General features: G+C 66.2%; 14 protein-coding genes. 9 read left to right on the top strand and 5 right to left on the bottom strand.

Translation table 11 applies throughout. From position 1 onward, the window contains the following. Positions 1-189 precede the first annotated feature (189 nt). Both nrdF and AWC12_RS31625 read left to right on the top strand, forming a co-directional pair. The gene (gene nrdF / locus AWC12_RS13075) at positions 190-1,152 is read left to right on the top strand and encodes a class 1b ribonucleoside-diphosphate reductase subunit beta (protein WP_036465041.1); all 963 of its coding nucleotides are present in this window, start codon (positions 190-192) and stop codon (positions 1,150-1,152) included. A 163-nt stretch (positions 1,153-1,315) separates the two neighbouring features. Beyond that, on the top strand, positions 1,316-2,083 hold the full coding sequence (locus AWC12_RS31625; RefSeq protein ID WP_234813995.1) for an Atu4866 domain-containing protein: 768 nt from the start codon (positions 1,316-1,318) through the stop codon (positions 2,081-2,083). 62 nt (positions 2,084-2,145) lie between these two features. Here AWC12_RS31625 and AWC12_RS13065 read toward each other — a convergent pair whose 3' ends face one another. Continuing rightward, positions 2,146-4,356, bottom strand: a complete 2,211-nt coding sequence (locus AWC12_RS13065; protein ID WP_234813994.1) for a PAS domain-containing protein — start codon at positions 4,354-4,356, stop codon at positions 2,146-2,148. A gap of 73 nt (positions 4,357-4,429) precedes the next feature. Here AWC12_RS13065 and AWC12_RS13060 point away from each other — a divergent pair, with 73 nt between their 5' ends. After that, positions 4,430-4,783, top strand: a complete 354-nt coding sequence (locus AWC12_RS13060; protein ID WP_085174793.1) for a response regulator — start codon at positions 4,430-4,432, stop codon at positions 4,781-4,783. Here the strand turns inward: AWC12_RS13060 and AWC12_RS13055 are convergent. Continuing rightward, the gene (locus tag AWC12_RS13055; protein WP_024446610.1) at positions 4,780-5,433 is read right to left on the bottom strand and encodes a response regulator; all 654 of its coding nucleotides are present in this window, start codon (positions 5,431-5,433) and stop codon (positions 4,780-4,782) included. The genes AWC12_RS13060 and AWC12_RS13055 overlap by 4 nt on opposite strands. A 113-nt stretch (positions 5,434-5,546) precedes the next feature. Between AWC12_RS13055 and AWC12_RS13050 the strand changes: the two genes are divergently transcribed. Genes AWC12_RS13050 through AWC12_RS13040 form a run of 3 tightly spaced genes read left to right on the top strand, consistent with a single transcriptional unit; the run spans position 5,547 to position 9,189 of the window. After that, positions 5,547-7,673 (top strand): xanthine dehydrogenase family protein molybdopterin-binding subunit, encoded by a 2,127-nt coding sequence (locus tag AWC12_RS13050; RefSeq protein ID WP_085174791.1) that lies wholly within the window; start codon positions 5,547-5,549, stop codon positions 7,671-7,673. After that, positions 7,670-8,206: a 2Fe-2S iron-sulfur cluster-binding protein gene (locus AWC12_RS13045; protein ID WP_085174789.1), complete on the top strand. Its 537-nt coding sequence runs from the start codon at positions 7,670-7,672 to the stop codon at positions 8,204-8,206. Before AWC12_RS13050 ends, AWC12_RS13045 begins: the two co-directional genes overlap by 4 nt. Continuing rightward, positions 8,200-9,189, top strand: coding sequence for an FAD binding domain-containing protein (locus AWC12_RS13040; protein WP_085174788.1), 990 nt, complete (start codon positions 8,200-8,202; stop codon positions 9,187-9,189). Before AWC12_RS13045 ends, AWC12_RS13040 begins: the two co-directional genes overlap by 7 nt. Here the strand turns inward: AWC12_RS13040 and AWC12_RS13035 are convergent. Beyond that, entirely contained in the window at positions 9,186-10,778 is a 1,593-nt protein-coding gene (locus tag AWC12_RS13035; protein ID WP_085174786.1) for an APC family permease, read from the bottom strand. The genes AWC12_RS13040 and AWC12_RS13035 overlap by 4 nt on opposite strands. 233 nt (positions 10,779-11,011) lie before the next feature. Here AWC12_RS13035 and AWC12_RS13030 point away from each other — a divergent pair, with 233 nt between their 5' ends. Then, complete coding sequence (locus AWC12_RS13030) at positions 11,012-11,353, top strand: DUF3349 domain-containing protein (protein WP_085174784.1); 342 nt, start codon at positions 11,012-11,014, stop codon at positions 11,351-11,353. A 64-nt stretch (positions 11,354-11,417) separates the two neighbouring features. On the opposite strand, the gene AWC12_RS13025 is transcribed toward AWC12_RS13030, so the two are convergent. Beyond that, on the bottom strand, positions 11,418-12,464 hold the full coding sequence (locus AWC12_RS13025) for an NAD(P)-dependent alcohol dehydrogenase (protein ID WP_024446616.1): 1,047 nt from the start codon (positions 12,462-12,464) through the stop codon (positions 11,418-11,420). 110 nt (positions 12,465-12,574) lie between these two features. Beyond that, positions 12,575-13,276 (bottom strand): TetR/AcrR family transcriptional regulator, encoded by a 702-nt coding sequence (locus tag AWC12_RS13020; RefSeq protein WP_085174934.1) that lies wholly within the window; start codon positions 13,274-13,276, stop codon positions 12,575-12,577. 210 nt (positions 13,277-13,486) lie between these two features. Here AWC12_RS13020 and AWC12_RS13015 point away from each other — a divergent pair, with 210 nt between their 5' ends. Next, on the top strand, positions 13,487-15,511 hold the full coding sequence (locus AWC12_RS13015; RefSeq protein ID WP_085174782.1) for an ABC transporter ATP-binding protein: 2,025 nt from the start codon (positions 13,487-13,489) through the stop codon (positions 15,509-15,511). Then, positions 15,511-16,380, top strand: a complete 870-nt coding sequence (locus AWC12_RS13010) for an ABC transporter permease (RefSeq protein ID WP_085174780.1) — start codon at positions 15,511-15,513, stop codon at positions 16,378-16,380. Before AWC12_RS13015 ends, AWC12_RS13010 begins: the two co-directional genes overlap by 1 nt. Positions 16,381-16,385: the final 5 nt, after the last annotated feature.

The following is a 16,385-nucleotide window of genomic DNA, read 5'->3' as shown; positions in this document are numbered from 1 at the left end:
CTAGCCCTCGCGCCTAGATTTGCCCGCTGAGTTGGGTGCGCGATCTGTAACTCGGCGCGACACGCCAGACACAACATCTCGTGTTCCCGCCTGACGTCAGGCACCAGGGGTAGTGTCGGTGCTGCCGGTACGGGCCGGCCCGGTGTGACAACTTTTCGCAGGTGAAATGGGGTTCTTGTGAGCGATGGCATGAAGCTGATCGACCGTGTCTCGGCCATCAACTGGAATCGCCTTCAGGACGACAAAGACGCCGAGGTGTGGGAACGCCTCACAGGTAACTTCTGGCTGCCCGAGAAGGTGCCGGTGTCTAACGACATTCCGTCCTGGAACACGCTGACCGCACATGAGAAGCAGCTGACGATGCGGGTCTTCACCGGCCTGACGCTGCTCGACACCATCCAGGGCACCGTGGGCGCGGTCAGCCTCATCCCCGACGCGCTGACCCCGCACGAGGAAGCGGTCTACACCAACATCGCCTTCATGGAGTCGGTGCATGCGCGCAGCTACTCCAACATCTTCTCGACGTTGTGCTCGACGTCGGAGATCGACGACGCGTTCCGCTGGTCGGAGGAGAACCCCAATCTCCAGCGCAAGGCCGAGATCGTCATGCAGTACTACAAGGGCGACGAGCCGCTCAAGCGCAAGGTGGCCTCCACTCTGCTGGAGAGCTTCCTGTTCTACTCGGGCTTCTACCTGCCGATGTACTGGAGTAGCCGAGCCAAGCTGACCAACACTGCGGACATGATCCGGCTGATCATCCGCGATGAGGCTGTGCACGGTTACTACATCGGCTACAAGTTCCAGAAGGGTCTCGCGCTGACCGATGACGCGACCCGCCAGGAGCTCAAGGACTACACCTACGAGCTGCTCTTCGAGCTCTACGACAACGAGGTCGAGTACACGCAGGATCTGTACGACGAGGTCGGGTTGACCGAGGACGTCAAGAAGTTCCTGCGCTACAACGCCAACAAGGCGCTGATGAACCTCGGCTACGAGGCGCTGTTCCCGCGCGACGAGACGGACGTCAACCCGGCGATCCTCTCGGCGCTGTCGCCGAATGCCGATGAGAACCACGACTTCTTCTCGGGCTCAGGGTCGAGCTACGTGATCGGCAAGGCCGTCAACACCGAAGACGAGGACTGGGACTTCTAAAGCCCAGTTCAGGCAACCCGGTGGAAGTCACTGGGGCCCAGGCGATGTGGAGAACAGCCTGCCATCGGCTCACTGCCGGAGGCTGAGGTAACTCTGCGGTGGACGCATTCCTAGGAGAACTGCACCCTGCCTACCCGTCACCGACATACCTACCTTCGGTGCCATGACTAGGAAGAAATCGCGCTGGGGCGCGAGGATGGCATCGTCAGTGGTCGGCGCCATGGCCGCCATGACCGTCGGTTGCGCCGCGACGGCTGCCCAGGACGACTCGGAGTCCACCGCCCGCGAGCAGCGCAACGCCGAGCTGGTGCGCGACGCCTTCGAACTCGGCGTCGGAGGCGAGAACAGCTTCTATTCCATCCTCGCCGACGACGTGCACTGGACCGTGGCGCGCGCCGCCGAACCGTCGACGTACACCAGCCGCGCGGAATTCCTGCGGGACGGGGCCGGGCCGATCGTGTCTCGGCTCGACGGCGAGATCCAGGCCGACGTGCATGCCCTCCACACCGACGGTGACACAGTGGTGGCCCTGTGGCGGGGCACTGCCACTGCGCGCGACGGCAGACCGTACGTCAACGAGTACGCCTGGGTCATGACGATGCGCGAGGAGCGGATAGCTCGCGTCACGGCCTACCTCGACCTCGTCGCTCTTGACGAGCTGCTGACCAGAGTGCCGGCCCAACCCGCCGCCGAGCACCCGTATGTGGGGATGTGGGTTACCGCAGACGGACGGATCCGCCAGGAGCTGTTGCCCGACGGCCGCTACGACGAAGCGCGAGGCGACCGGCACAGTGCCTACACCGGACGGTACGAGGTGCGCGGGAATCGCATCGAGTACTGGGATGACACCGGCTTCACGGCGTCTGGGACGTTCGTCACGTCCGACGAACTGCACCACGGCGGCATGATCTTCTACCGTCAACAGTCATGATCGGCAAGGCCGGCCGGAAGGTCTGTCCGCTATTCAGTTGCGCCCAAGGCGCTTTCGCTGGTTCAGGAACGGGTGCTCTGCTCCGATTGACCAGGCACAGGAATGCGGGCGCTGATGCGCGTGCCGTCGCCAGGCACACTGGTCATCACCAGCTCGCCCGACAAAGCCTCCACCCGGTCGCGCAGACCCACCAGGCCTGATCCCGCGCCTGTCGACGCGCCGCCCTTGCCGTCGTCGGTGACCGACAACTCCAGCACGCTGCCCCCGTCGTCGAGTGCGACCCGCACCGTCACCGAATCGGCGTTCGCATGCTTGGCGACATTCGTCAGCGCTTCAGCGACAACGTAATACGCCGCAACTTCCACCGGCTCCGGCAGCCGGTGCTCGACATCGACGTTCAGTTCGACCGGCACCGGCGATCGCCGCGCCAAGTTCCGCATCGCCGGCCGCAGGCCGCCCCGAGACAGCACCGCAGGGTGCAGACCTCGCGACAACTCCTGCAGGTCGGAGTGCAGCCCGGCCAACCCCTCGACCACGGTCGACAGCTGCGCACGCAACTCTTCGTCGGCCTCCGCGGCCGCTTCGGCGTCGCGCAACTGCAGGCTCAACGACACGATGCGTTGCTGGGCTCCATCGTGGAGATCGCGTTCGAAACCGCGGCGGGCCTCGTCGGCCGCCGCCACGATGCGCGCCCGCGACGCGGTGAGCTCGGCCCGGGTCTCGGCGTTACTTATGGCCGTCGAGATGAGGTCGGCGAAATCGAGAATGTGGGCCTCGGCGGTCTCCGGAATGCCGTATGGCTCAGCGGATCCTACGAGCAGCACGCCCCGGACCCTGCCATCGACGACGAGGGGTGCGCCGGCGCCTGCGCGGACGCCGAACTCGCGTATCCGGGTGGCGATCGGAGGGGATGCCGCGTTGTAATCGTCGATACGGGCCGAATTGCCGGTCGCGCGCACCGCAGCGCTGATGCTCCCGCTTTCGATCGGAAAGCGTTCTCCGACAATCCATCCTGGCCGACCGTCGTGGTTGAGGCCGGCCAGGACGACGCCGACGTCGTCCGGCTCGAAGGCGGCCAATGTCACGTGCTCTACGCCCAGGCTGTCCGCCAGCTCGGCGACGGCGACCTCGTAGACATCTGCCAGCGGGGCGCCGCGCGCAACGAGTGTGGCGACCCGTCGCAGCGCCGCCTGCTGCGCGCGCGCCGCCCGCAGCCGGTCCTGCTCCTGCCTGCGTTCGGTCACATCGCGGGCACCGCCGAGAAGCACTCCGTGGTCGAACACGACGTTCCATTCCAGCCACCGCACCTCGCCGTCGCGGCGCCGGCATCGGTTCTCGAACTTGATCGCGCCGTCGGTCTGCGGCACCGTCGCCAGCGCGGTACGCGTGCTGTCCCGATCGTCGGGATGGATGAAATCGACGAGCGGACGCGAGACGAGTTCGGCCGCAGAGTAACCCAAGGCCCGCTCGAACGCCGGGTTGATGCGCGTGAGCCGCGCGGAGCCACCCTCGCGCACGCCCATGAACAGCAGATCGGTCGCGACGGCGAAGAATCGTTCCAGCTCCCGGCGGCTGGCCTCCAGCTCTGCGGTGATGCCTTCCCGATCGCACGCTGCGGCCAGCAGCGCCTGCAGCGACGGCACCATTCGATGCACACGCCGCACCGAGGCGACCGAAACGTCTTTCGGTACCAGCAGCGTTCCGGTGTCCTCGGTTCCGTCGCGCAAACCGATCGCCATCTGATCGCCGCTCGGGTCGGCGCTACCGACCGACAGGGTCGCGTAGGGCAGCCCGAGGACGTGGGCCAGGCGCTGCCCCGCGTCGTCGAGAGCAGGACCCAGTGCGGGTGCCCGCAACATCACGCGCGCCAGATCCGCGGACAGATCGGCCTCCAGGCGCCTCTGCTCGGCTTCGGCAGCACGCAACCGGGCCTGTCCCACAAGGCCATTGGTCAGGAACGCCAGAGTCAGGAATACCGCGAGGGCGGGTGCGAGGCTGTCTCGACCCTCGAGATGGAGATAGGCGTACACGGCGGCGCTGGCCAGTGACGTGGCGATGGACAGGCCGAAGCCCCAACCCGCGGAGACCACCAGCACGCCCAGCAATAGGATCGCCCCAAAGGCGTTCTCGGGTGCGATCTTCTTGAGAGCGAAGATCACCAATACCTCGACAGCGAGGAAGCCGGCCGCCACGGCGATCCCGAGGCCAAGGGGTCGTGCGGGGGAGCGCACGACCTGTTCGAGGAAGCGGGCGGGTGCCGATTGCCAGGTCACCGGCCGATGGTAATCGGCGAAGATTCCCGTTAACAGGAATGCCATCTGTGTTCGTCCCTGACAAGCTTGAGGCATGAGTGGTCCGCGTTGCCTGATCGTCGACGACAGCGCCGACTTCCGCGATGCGGCCCGCGCCATGCTCGAGCGGGGAGGAATCGAGGTGGTCGGCACCGCATGTGACGGCGACGAGGCGATGCGTCAGGCTGCTGCTTTGCGCCCCGATGTCGCACTCGTCGATGTGGACCTGGGCGCCGAGAGTGGCTTCGACATCGCCGAGCGCTTGCGCGACGTTCCGGTGATCCTGACCTCGACGCATGACGAACAGGATTTCGCAGATCTCATCGCGGCCAGCCCCGCGCTGGGGTTCCTCCCCAAGTTCGCGTTGTCGCCCGCTGCAGTTAAGCAGCTTCTTGGCGTTCGGTCCTAGCGCGTTTCCAGGTACATGATCACCGCGCGCACTCGGCGGTGGTTGTCACCGGTCTCGGGCAAGTTCAGCTTCGTCAGGATGCTGCGCACGTGCTTTTCCACCGTGCCCTCGGTTACCCAGAGGCGTCGGCCGATGCCGGCGTTCGACAGGCCCTCCGCCATCAGCGTCAGCACCTCGCGTTCGCGCGTACTCAGCGCGCCGAGGGGGTCGTCTCGCTTGCGTGCCGACACCAACTCGGCAACCAGGGCCGGATCGACGACCGACGCGCCATTGGCGATGCGCTGCAACGTGTCGACGAAATCCGCGACGTCGGTCACCCGCGTCTTCAACAGGTAGCCGATCGCGTGGCCACCAGCGAGGAGCTCCATGGCGTGGTCGACGTCGACATGGGCGGACAGCACCACGATGCCGACCTTCGGTGACTCGTCGCGGATCACCTTCGCCGCGTCGAGACCCTCGCTGGTGTGTGACGGCGGCATGCGGATGTCGACGAGTGCGAGGTCGGGTTGATGTTCGCGGACCAGAGCCAGGAGTGCCTCGCCATCGCCGGCCTGTCCGACGATCTCAAATCCCGAGCGCTCCAGCAGGCTGGCCAGCCCCTCGCGCAACAGCACGTCGTCGTCGGCTACGACGACCCTCAGCGCACACATAACGTCATATTCTCCCATCACAGTCAGGCGATCGCCCTCTTGCAGCTAGCCGGTACCAGCGATGGTGGCCAGCGTTGTCGACGCCATGTGCGAAGCACGCGAAGCTGTTCACCATGCCAACCTCTGTCGGGCGTCCCGTCAATCGAGTCGAGGGCGTCGAGAAGGTGACGGGGCGGGCGCGCTACACCGCCGACACTCCTGTCGGCGACGTAAGCTACGCGGCCCTCGTACAGGCGGAGATCACCCACGGACGGGTGACACCCGAGTCAATTGCAGCCGCCGCCGCGCGTGCGGCCGCGTGCGCCGGAGTGGACTACGTGCTGACACCACTGAACTGTCCACCGCTGCAGGTGCTTCCGAAGGATCTGACCTGGGACCTCCCGTTGGAACGGCGACCGCCGTTGTCAGACCTGAACGTGCAGTACGCCGGCCAGCATATGGCCCTGGTGGTTGCGGACTCGCCCGAGAACGCTGCGCAGGCCGCCTCCATGATGACCTTCGAATACGTCGAGTTGGCTCCGCAGTTGCGCGCCGCAGACGTGCTGAGCAGCCCGGCGATTGACGACGAGCCGGACGACCTCATCAGGCACGGCGTCTACCGTCCGGATCACTTCGTGAAGCTGGCCGACGAGTTGCTCCAGGATCGTCGCGGTGCCGCCGATGCACCGTCGGGCACCACCGTCGACGCGTCGTTCCGGACCCCTGTCAACAGCCACTACCCGATCGAGCTGTCGGCGACGATCGCGCAGTGGGATAGCGACCACCTGACGGTGTATGACACCACGCGGTGGATCACCGGGGAACGCCGCGTGCTCGCTGCGTACCTAGGGATACCTGAAGACCATGTGCGGATCGTATCGCCCTTGGTGGGAGGTGCTTTCGGTTCAAAGAGCTTCCTGTGGATGCACGTGGTGCTGTGCGCCGTGGCGGCGCGCGCGGTCGGCCGCGCGGTCAAACTCGTCTTGACCCGCGACCAGATGTTCACCTCGACAGGCCACCGGCCACGCACCGAGCAACGCGTCTCACTCGTCGCGGACTCGACCGGATTGATCGCGAGCACCGAACACCACACCCTGACCGAGACCTCCACGGTGGCGCACTTCTGCGAACCGGCCGGTTTGTCGGCGCGATTCCTGTACCACTCGCCGCGGTTGGATGTGACGCACACGGTGGCCCGGATCAACTCGCCCACACCATGTTTCATGAGGGGCCCGGGGGAGGCGCCCGGATTGTTCGCGCTCGAGGTCGCCATGGACGAACTGGCGTGTGCCACCGGGCTGGATCCGGTGGCGCTGCGACTGAGGAACGTCATGGACCACGACCAGACGAACGGACGAACCTGGTCGGCCGCGCACCTGCGGCAGTGTTATACGACGGGCGCGCAGCGCTTCGGTTGGGAGCATCGGCCCGCCGGACCGCGGTCTCTACGACGCGACGGCGTTCTCGTCGGCTTCGGTATGGCGACGGCGACATATCCGGGTCGCCGGATGGCCGCCGGCTGCCGTGTCGAGACCGGGGCCGACGGCCGGGTCCGGTTCAGCGCCGCGACCCACGAGGTCGGAACCGGCGTGCGCACGGTGATGGCACAGTTGGCCGCCGACACCACAGGGCTCCCGCTGTCGCAGGTGAGTTTCGACTCCGGTGACTCCGCATTCCCGGATGCGCCCTACAGCGGAGCGTCGCAGACGACCGCGTCCGTCGGGTCTGCGGTCTACGCCGCCGCCCTGGAGTGGAAGCGAAGGCGCGATGCACACGAGTCGCTGAACTTCACGGTGACCAGTGGCGGCGCGCCGGAGGGCGGGCCCGCCTCGCAGTCGTTCGGCGCGCATTTCTGCGAGGTCGAGGTTGACGAGCAGATCGGGCGCGCCACCGTCACGCGGTGGGTCGCGGTGATGGACTGCGGCCGGGTGATCAATCCGAAGCTGGCGACCAACCAGGTCATGGGCGGCATCACCTTCGGTGTCGGCATGGCCCTCCTTGAGCAGGTGCCTCATGATCCCCGCACCGGCAAGCTCATCGGCGAGTACTACGTGCCGACTCACGCGGATGTGCCCGACTTCGACATCACCTTTGTCGACCGACCCGACCCGTCCCTGGACCCGATGGGCGTGCGCGGTATCGGCGAGATCGGTGCCTGTGGGGTACCCGCGGCAATCGCCAACGCCATTCACCACGCCACCGGAAAGCGGTTGCGCGAACTTCCGATAACTCTGGAATCCCTACTGGAGGAGCACAAGTGACCAAACCGGGCCACCCCATATGTCTCGTCGTTAACGGTGTCGGGCACGAGCTGGACGTGGACGTCCGCTCGACGCTGCTCGACGTGCTGCGGGAGCGGCTCGCGCTGACGGGCACCAAGAAGGGATGTGACCACGGTCTGTGCGGTGCATGCACGGTCGACGTGGACGGCGAGCGGGTGTTGAGTTGCCTGACGCTGGCGGTCTGCGCCGACGGCGCCGACGTGGGTAGCGTCGAGGGGCTCGCACGCGGCGACGACCTTCATCCGTTACAGCAGGCTTTCGTCGACCACGACGGCTTCCAGTGTGGCTACTGCACGTCCGGTCAGCTGTGTTCGGCGCGCGCGATGCTGCGCGAATATGCCAGGGGAGACCTGTCCGCCGCGTCGTTCGACGGCGGCGCCGATCTCAGCTGTCCGCCGGAAGAACTGTCACACACAGAGATTCGCGAGCGCATGGCCGGAAACATTTGCCGGTGCGGCGCCTACCCGAACATCGTCAGCGCGATCTCGTCGGTGCACGAGGCGACATGCTGACGTTCGACTACCAGCGCGCGGGCAGCGTCGCCGATGCGATCGGCCGGGTGACGGCAGAAGGCGCGCGCTTCTATGCGGGCGGGACAAATCTGCTCGATCTGATGAAGTCCGGTGTGGAGAGCCCGGCTGTCCTCGTCGACGTAAGAGGATTGGGGCTCACCGAGATCGAGGAATCTGCGGCCGGCGGCATCGTGATCGGCGCCGGAGCCACGAACTCGGCTGTCGCAAACCACGCGTTGGTGCGCACTCGATATCCCGTGCTGTCCCAGGCGATTCTGTCGGGGGCGACCACACAGATCCGCAACATGGCGACCGTCGGTGGCAACCTGATGCAGCGGACGCGCTGCCCGTACTTCATGAATCCGGCGACGGGTCCGTGCAACAAGCGCGTGCCCGGGTCGGGCTGCGCTGCACGGGACGGCTCCCACCGCGAGCACGCTGTGTTCGGGACCGGCTTGCCCTGTATCGCCGTCCACCCGTCGGACATGGCCGTGGCCCTGGCGGCGCTGGACGCGGTGGTTCACGTGACCGGCCCCGATGGCGCGCGGACGATAGCGATCCGCGACTTCTATGTGCTGCCCGCTGCGCACCCGGACCGCGACACCTGTGTGCGCCCCGACGAACTCATCGTGGCCGTGGAGTTGCCGCCGTCGCCGTTCGGCCCCCGCAGCTGGTACCTGAAGGTCCGCGACCGGCACAGCTACGCGTTCGCCCTGGTGTCGGTGGCCGCGGCAGTGCAACTGAACGACGGCGTGATCCGGTCGGCCGCCGTGGCACTGGGCGGTGTGGCCGCAACGCCGTGGAGGGCGCCGGCCGCCGAGGCGGCGTTGACCGGTCAGGCTCCTGACCGGCAGGCCTTCCTGGCGGCGGCCGACGCTGTCGTCGCAGGGGCATCTCCACTGCAGCACAACAGCTTCAAGGTCGACCTCGCGAAGAACAGCGTCGTTCGGGCACTGAGCGAAGCCGCCGCCAGGAGGGCTTAACGCTCGTGGCTGTCCTCGATGACCGTGCGTCCGACCGCGGCGTACACCTCTGGCCTGGCGACCCGCAACCACAACGCGTACGCCAGACCGATGAGGAACACCGCGAGGATCATGAACGGGCCGACCTTGAACACCTGGGAGTTGGCGGCCAGTCCCGCGGCGAAAGCCCGGTTGTCCCACAGCAGCCACACCACGTACAGCATCGCGACGCCTCCGATCGCCGGGCAGATCAGCGTGGTGACGACATTGCCGGGGTGAGTTTTGCGCGCCCAGAAGTACGAGATGACCGCAGCCGAACAGATCGCCTGTACCAGCAGAATCGCCGCGGTGCCGATCAACGCCAGCAGTCCGTAGATGTTCACGTAGGGGACCAGAGCCGGCGTGTCCACCGGGACTCCGTTCTCATCGGGCACCTGCACTGCGGTGAAGCCGGCGAACAGCAGCACGATCACCAACGTGACGGCACTCTGCAGCGTGGATGCGATGTACGGCGAGCCGTGCTTGGGGTGGGCGCCGCCGAGGGTCTTCTGCACTGCGGCTGAGGGGATTTCGCGACCGAGGGCGAACAGGTAGCGCGATGCGGCGTTGTGGAAGGCGAGTGCGCACGCAAACGACCCGATGACGAGCAGGATCTTGTAGACGTCAAGTAGGAAGCCGCCCAGGTTCGTCTCTACCAGGCCGAAGAACAGGTCCAGCGGAGAGGCGCTGATCGAGGCCTCGACCGATGCCTTGGCGCCGTTGCCCGCCAGCACCATCGCAGAGATGAAGGTGTAGAACAGGCCCAGACCGATGACGGCGACGAGGGTAGCCCGCGGGATGATTTTCTTCGGGTTGCGTGACTCCTCGCCGTACACCGCGGTGGTCTCGAAACCGACCCAGGACCAGAACGCGAAGAACAGGCCGATCGCCATCGAACCGGCCGCAGCTGCCGTTCCGAACGCACCCTCGGGCAGTCCTTCGAACGCATTGTTGAGCAGCACGGTCTGGTCGAGCATGAACCCGTCGGGGCCGCCGCCTTTGACGATCACCGAGAACGCCAGGCCGAGCAGTATCAGCACCTCGGCCACCAGTGTCACGCCGAGAATTGCCGCGGTGAAGCTGATGTGGAAGTAGCACAGCACGGCGATGAGCAGGGTCGCGCCGACTGCAAAGACCAGCCACGGAATGTCTACTCCCACAATGGTGTTGACCGCGTCGTTGGCGAAGTAGGCGCAGCCGCCGATCAACGAACCCTCGAAGACGACGTAGGCGAAGGTGGCCAGGAAGCCACTGGCCATGCCCCAGACCTGACCGAGACCGTGGGAGATGAATCCGTAGAAGGCGCCTGTGGTGGTGATGTGTTTGGCCATCGCCACGTATCCGAGTGCGAACAGCGTCAGGATGATCGTCGCGAACAGGAAGCCGGCGGGGGCGCCGAGTCCGTTGCCGTAACCGACTGCGATCGGGGTGTTGCCGGTCATCGCGGTGATGGGCGCGGCATTGGCGACGGCCATGAAGATGACCGCGACCATCCCGATCGCGCCCTTCTTCAACCCTGCCGGCGCGGCGGGTTCCACGGCTGTGGATGCCGGAACGGAATCGCTCGCCATACGGCGTTTCTCCTTCGGATTGCAATCATTTGATCGCCTGCGACACCGCAGACCGAAGAGAGCGTCGCACTGTATAGACCACCCAACAACCGGGGTCATCCATATTTAACATGGCTCCCAGTCAATCCCCAGCTTCGCCGTTTCCCAGGATGCCGGTGAAGGCGAGGCGACGCGGAGGAGAACAGTGAATCGCCGAAGTAGCGGCGGAGATCACCGGGGACGACACTGCAGAGGTGACCGCGACGTCGTTGCTGCACTCGATCCTGGATTGGCTACGCGCCGGCTATCCCGACGGCGTTCCGGGGCCGGACCGAGTCCCGCTGTTGTCGCTGCTGCGCGCCACACCGCTCACTGAAGAGCAGATCAGAGAAGTCATCGCCCACCTGACAGAAGACGGCTCATCGGCGGTTGCCGACGGCACCATCGATGTCGACGAGATCGAGGCGTTCATCAAGGACGTCACTCACCATGACGCGGGTCCCGAGAACGTCCAGCGGGTGGCGGCCAGGCTCGCGGCGGCAGGGTGGCCGCTGGCCGGTGTCGACCATGACGCGGCCACCGGCCAATCATCATGAAGCGCATCACTGTTGGCTAACATTTCGGCCCGCATACACAACGTGGATGCGGGCCGAATCGGTGTCAGCGCAGCGCCTCGGTGTCGATCACGAAGCGGTAGCGCACGTCACTGGCCAGCACACGCTCGTAGGCCTCGTTGATGTAATCGGGCGCCACCACCTCGATTTCGGGTGTCACGCCGTGCTCGGCGCAGAAGTCCAGCATCTCCTGGGTTTCTGCGATACCGCCGATCAGCGATCCGGAGATCCGGCGGCGACCGAAGATCAGCGCCGACGCCGGCACCTCCATCGGATGCTCCGGCATGCCGAGCTCGACGAGTGTGCCGTCAAGAGTCAGCAGCCCGAGGTAGTCCTCCAGGTTGAGGTTGGCCGACACGGTGTTGAGGATCAGGTCGAAAGAGCCCCTGAGCTTCTTGAAGGTGTCGCGGTCGCTGGTCGCGTAGTACTCGGAGGCGCCCAGCCGCAGGCCGTCCTCCATCTTCTTCAGCGACTGGCTCAGCACGGTGACGTCCGCGCCCAACGCGACGGCGAGTTTGACGGCCAGGTGACCGAGGCCGCCGAGGCCGATGACCGCGACGCGGGTGCCCGGTCCGGTATTCCAGTGGCGCAACGGCGAGTACGTGGTGATTCCGGCACACAGCAGCGGTGCTGCCTTGTCGAGCGGAATGGAGTCGGGGATGTTCAGCACATAGTTCTCGTCGACGACGATGGCGGCGCTGTATCCGCCCTGCGTCGGCTGCCCGTCGCGACCGGTGCCGTTGTAGGTCCCGACCATGCCGGGGTTGTTGCAGTACTGCTCTTCGCCGGCGAGGCAGTACTCGCACTCGCGACAGGAGTCGACGAAGCAGCCGACACCGACGCGGTCTCCGACCTTGAACTTGGTGACGTCGGATCCGACCTCCGTCACCAAACCGGCGATCTCGTGACCAGGCACCATGGGGTACTTCACCTGCCCCCACTCACCGCGCACGGTGTGGATGTCCGAGTGACAGATCCCGGCGAAGTGGATCTCGATCGACACATCGTTCGCTCCGACATCGCGGCGGGTGATGGTGGTCTTGCTCAGCGGCTCGGTCGCGGAGGTGGCTGCATAGGCGGCTACGGTGCTCATCTGGAACCTTTCGGTCATCGTCAGTGGTGTTCGCCTACCCCGTCAGAGGGCGCGACAAAACGGGTCCGCAACGTTGCGGACAAAGATCACAACATGTGGTCTGCGCGGGTTTAGTCCCGTTCAGGACCCTCAGAAGAGTTGCGATTGTCACTGCGGGGGACGAGCTCGCTGGTGCATTCCCGCAGTGCCGGGGTGTCTGCGTCCGGGATGCCGAGCACCCGGAGACAGGCGTCGGCGACGTGGATCGGAAGCTCTGCACGCTGGGTGCCGCGAGCGGTCGACCACATGTTCACCAACGATTCGACCAGCCGGAACGGGAGATCGGCGGCCGCCTGGTCGACTCCGGTGTCGCCGACGATGACGAGGCTCAAGTGCAGATAGTGCAGCCGCAGCTGCTCACGATCGGAGAAGAACGGCTCGAGCCCTGCGTCTCGCAACTCGGGCAGCAGATACAGCGCGCCGAGGTTCCAGCGCCCGCTGAGCAGTTGCTGTCCGTCGAACGAGGCCAGCGCGTGCAGCTGCTGGGCGGAAGTCAGCGCGGGCTGCGTGTCCAGCAAGACCGGAAGGAACGCCAGGGTGGGGGTGACGGTCTGGCTCAGCAGGGCGCAGAGGATGTCGTCCTTGGTCTTGAAGTAGTGATACAGCGACGCCTGGCGGATTCCGACGGACTCGGCGATGGTCCGGGTGGACGTCGCGGCGTACCCGAGAGTGGTGAAGAGTTCGCCTGCGGCATCGAGGATTTCGTCCCGCGCTGTGCTGCCCGGACGACGCTGCGCCTGAATGCGGGGACGCCCGGCGCGAGTGAGCGGCATGCCACCATCGTCGCGCACAGAATTGGGATACGGCAGCGTCTCAGATATCTGTCACACGATAGAAACCTCGGACACGAACCGGTTACCCGCAGCGTCGATTGGTTACGCCAGCGACACCCACCGGTGTTGCCCCTGGGCAAAACTGTCACTTGACAGGCAAGCGGCGCAACGGCGGGTCGTGAGGGTGACTTCTACCCCTGGAGTGCTCCGATGGGAATCACGGTATCCGCGGTCGACGCGCGTGCGGTGGCTCCTGCGTCTTGCGCGGACGACCGCGATCCGGTTGCCACGGTCGGCGACCTTCACGTGACGTTCTCCAGAAGCGGACGCGACATCCACGCCCTGCGCGGCGTCTCGCTGTCCATTGCCCAGTCCGAGATCATTGGTCTCGTCGGTGAATCCGGTTCAGGCAAAAGCGTTTTGGGATTCAGTTTGCTCGGTTTGCTGTCGCGGCAAGCCCGCGTACGCGGCGCAGTGCGCGTCGCCGGACACGACATGCTCACCGGGATGGCCGGTTTCGACGAGAAGACCTTGCGCAAGGTGCGTCGCCTCGATCTCGGAGCGGTGTTTCAGGACCCGATGACCTCGCTCAACCCGACGATGCGCATAGGCAAACAGGTTGCCGAGGCCGCAGGTGGCGAAGACGAGGCGCTGCGGCTGCTCACCGCGGTCGGCATTCCCGAACCCAAACGGCGCATGCGGTCGTATCCGCACGAGTTGTCCGGCGGGCTGCGGCAGCGCGTCATGATCGCCATCGCGATCGCCGGCGATCCCGAACTGATTGTCGCCGACGAACCGACGACCGCACTCGATGTCACCGTGCAGGCCCAAGTACTTCGTCTTTTGCAGCGCCTACGCGACGAAATTGGCTGCAGTATCGTGCTCATCACCCACGACCTCGGCGTCGCGGCGCAGATTGCCGACCGGATCGCGGTGTTGTATGCGGGCCGGATCGCCGAAATCGGGCCCACGGCAGAGCTTCTCGTTAATCCGGCGCACCCCTACACGCACGGTCTGCTGCGGTCGCGCCTGACGCTGCAGACTGCGCGGGACCGCCAGCTGGCTGCCCTGCCGGGATCGGTACCCAGCGCAGCGGCCCCGCTTCCTGGATGTGCGTTCGAACCGCGGTGCGTGCTGGCCACCGACGAGTGCGTCAAGGCGCCACCGGACCCCATCTCAGTCGGGGTGGACCGGGTCAGCGCTTGCGTTCTGCCCTTGGCCGCTGTCGCCTCACGATTGGGCGATGCGTCGACCACCACCGACGAACCCGTTCCGCCCCCGCCCGTCGAGGACGTTGAGGTGCATCCGTCGGCGGTGGTGCTACGCGACGTGACGAAGACGTTCTCGGTGGCACGGCGCTGGCTGGACCGCTCCGCCGACAGCCACGGCAAGCTGCACGCGCTGCGCGGGGTATCGCTACGCGTGGAACACGGCGAGTCGGTGGCCCTTGTCGGTGAGAGCGGATCCGGCAAGTCGACACTGCTGCGGGTCATCGCGGGGCTGGAGAAGGCGACGACCGGCGAGGTCGCACTGGCGGGGCCCGCCCGGCCGCAGATGGTGTTCCAGGACGCCGGCGCGTCGTTGACACCGTGGCTGTCGGTCGGAGAGCTCATCGGGGAGCGCCTACGAGGCGGTGGGATGTCGCGTACCAAGCGTGCCCACGCGGTCGCGGCGGTACTGGAACGAGTCGGACTGTCCGCCGATGTCGCGAAGTCCCGGGCAGGCCAGCTGTCGGGAGGTCAGCGCCAACGCGTCGCGCTGGCCCGCGCCACCGTGGTGCCGCCGTCGGTGCTGCTGTGTGACGAACCGACAAGTGCGCTCGACGTCTCACTGGCCGCCTCGGTGCTCAACCTCATCAGCGATCTACGCAGAACCCTGGACATGTCAGTAGTTTTCGTGACCCACGATCTGTCCGTCGCGCGCGTGATCGCCGACCGCATCGCGGTCATGTACCTCGGGCGCATCGTCGAAATCGGCCCCGCCGAACAGGTGATCGGCGACCCCACGCACCCATACACCCGGGCGCTAGTGGACTCCATCCCCGACCTCGGCCGCGAAACCCAGATCCTTGCAGGCGAACCCGCGAGCCCGCTGTCTCCACCGGACGGGTGCGCCTTCCATCCCAGATGCCCGATCTCTGTCGACGCATGCGGTGATGCCGGACTCGACGTGCGGCTGGAGGGCTTCCCGGGTCACCCGCACCAGGTCGCCTGCATCGAGCGGAAGGCGATCTGATGGCGGTGGCCCTTCCCGCCGCCCCCGCGGTACCCAGCCGCGAACGGCGACTGCCGGCGCTACCGCAGTCGCGAAGCACGGTGATCAACTGGATCGGTTTCTCCCTGGTGATCGTCGTGACGCTGGTGTGCGTCGCCGTCCCGGTTCTCGCGCCCCACGATCCGCTGACCCCTGCGGCGATGCCGCTGCAACCACCGGGCACCGACGGGTTCCTGCTGGGTACCGACAGCATCGGACGCGACATCCTGTCCCGCGTTCTCTACGGCGCACGGTCGAGTTGGTTCGCCGCCCTGGCCGTCGTCGCGATCGGCGTCGCGATTGGGGGGCTGGTCGGGCTGATCGCCGGCACCGCGGGTGGCTGGGTCGACACGGTACTGATGCGCATCACCGATGCGTTCCTGTCGATTCCCGCTCCCGTGCTGGCGATCGCCGTCGTGGCCGCGCTGGGCCCGGGTTTCCTGCACACGCTGTTCGCCGTGTCGATCGTGTGGTGGCCGTTCTATGCCCGGCTCGTGCGTGGCGAAGTGGCCAGGCTCGCGGCACGGCCGCATGTCGAGGCGGCGAAGCTCGCGGGCGTGAGTCCGCTCCGGTTGGCAGGCAGACACCTGCTCCCGGGCGCAGTGCCGAACACGCTGGTCGCTGCCAGCCTCGACATCGGGACACTGATCCTGACGCTGGCCGCACTGTCATTCCTGGGCCTCGGACAGGCCGCCCCCGCCGCGGAACTGGGCGCCGACGCTGCCCGCAATCTGAGTTACTTCCTGCAGCAGTGGTGGATTCCGGTGATGCCGGGCCTGGGTGTGCTCGTCCTGGCACTGACCGCCAACATCGCCGGGGACTGCCTGCGCAACCTGATGAAGACGAGCTGACAGTC

This window comes from Mycolicibacterium iranicum (assembly GCF_002101705.1).
Taxonomy (GTDB): domain Bacteria; phylum Actinomycetota; class Actinomycetes; order Mycobacteriales; family Mycobacteriaceae; genus Mycobacterium; species Mycobacterium iranicum.
This window is presented reverse-complemented; position numbering and strand designations above follow the sequence as displayed.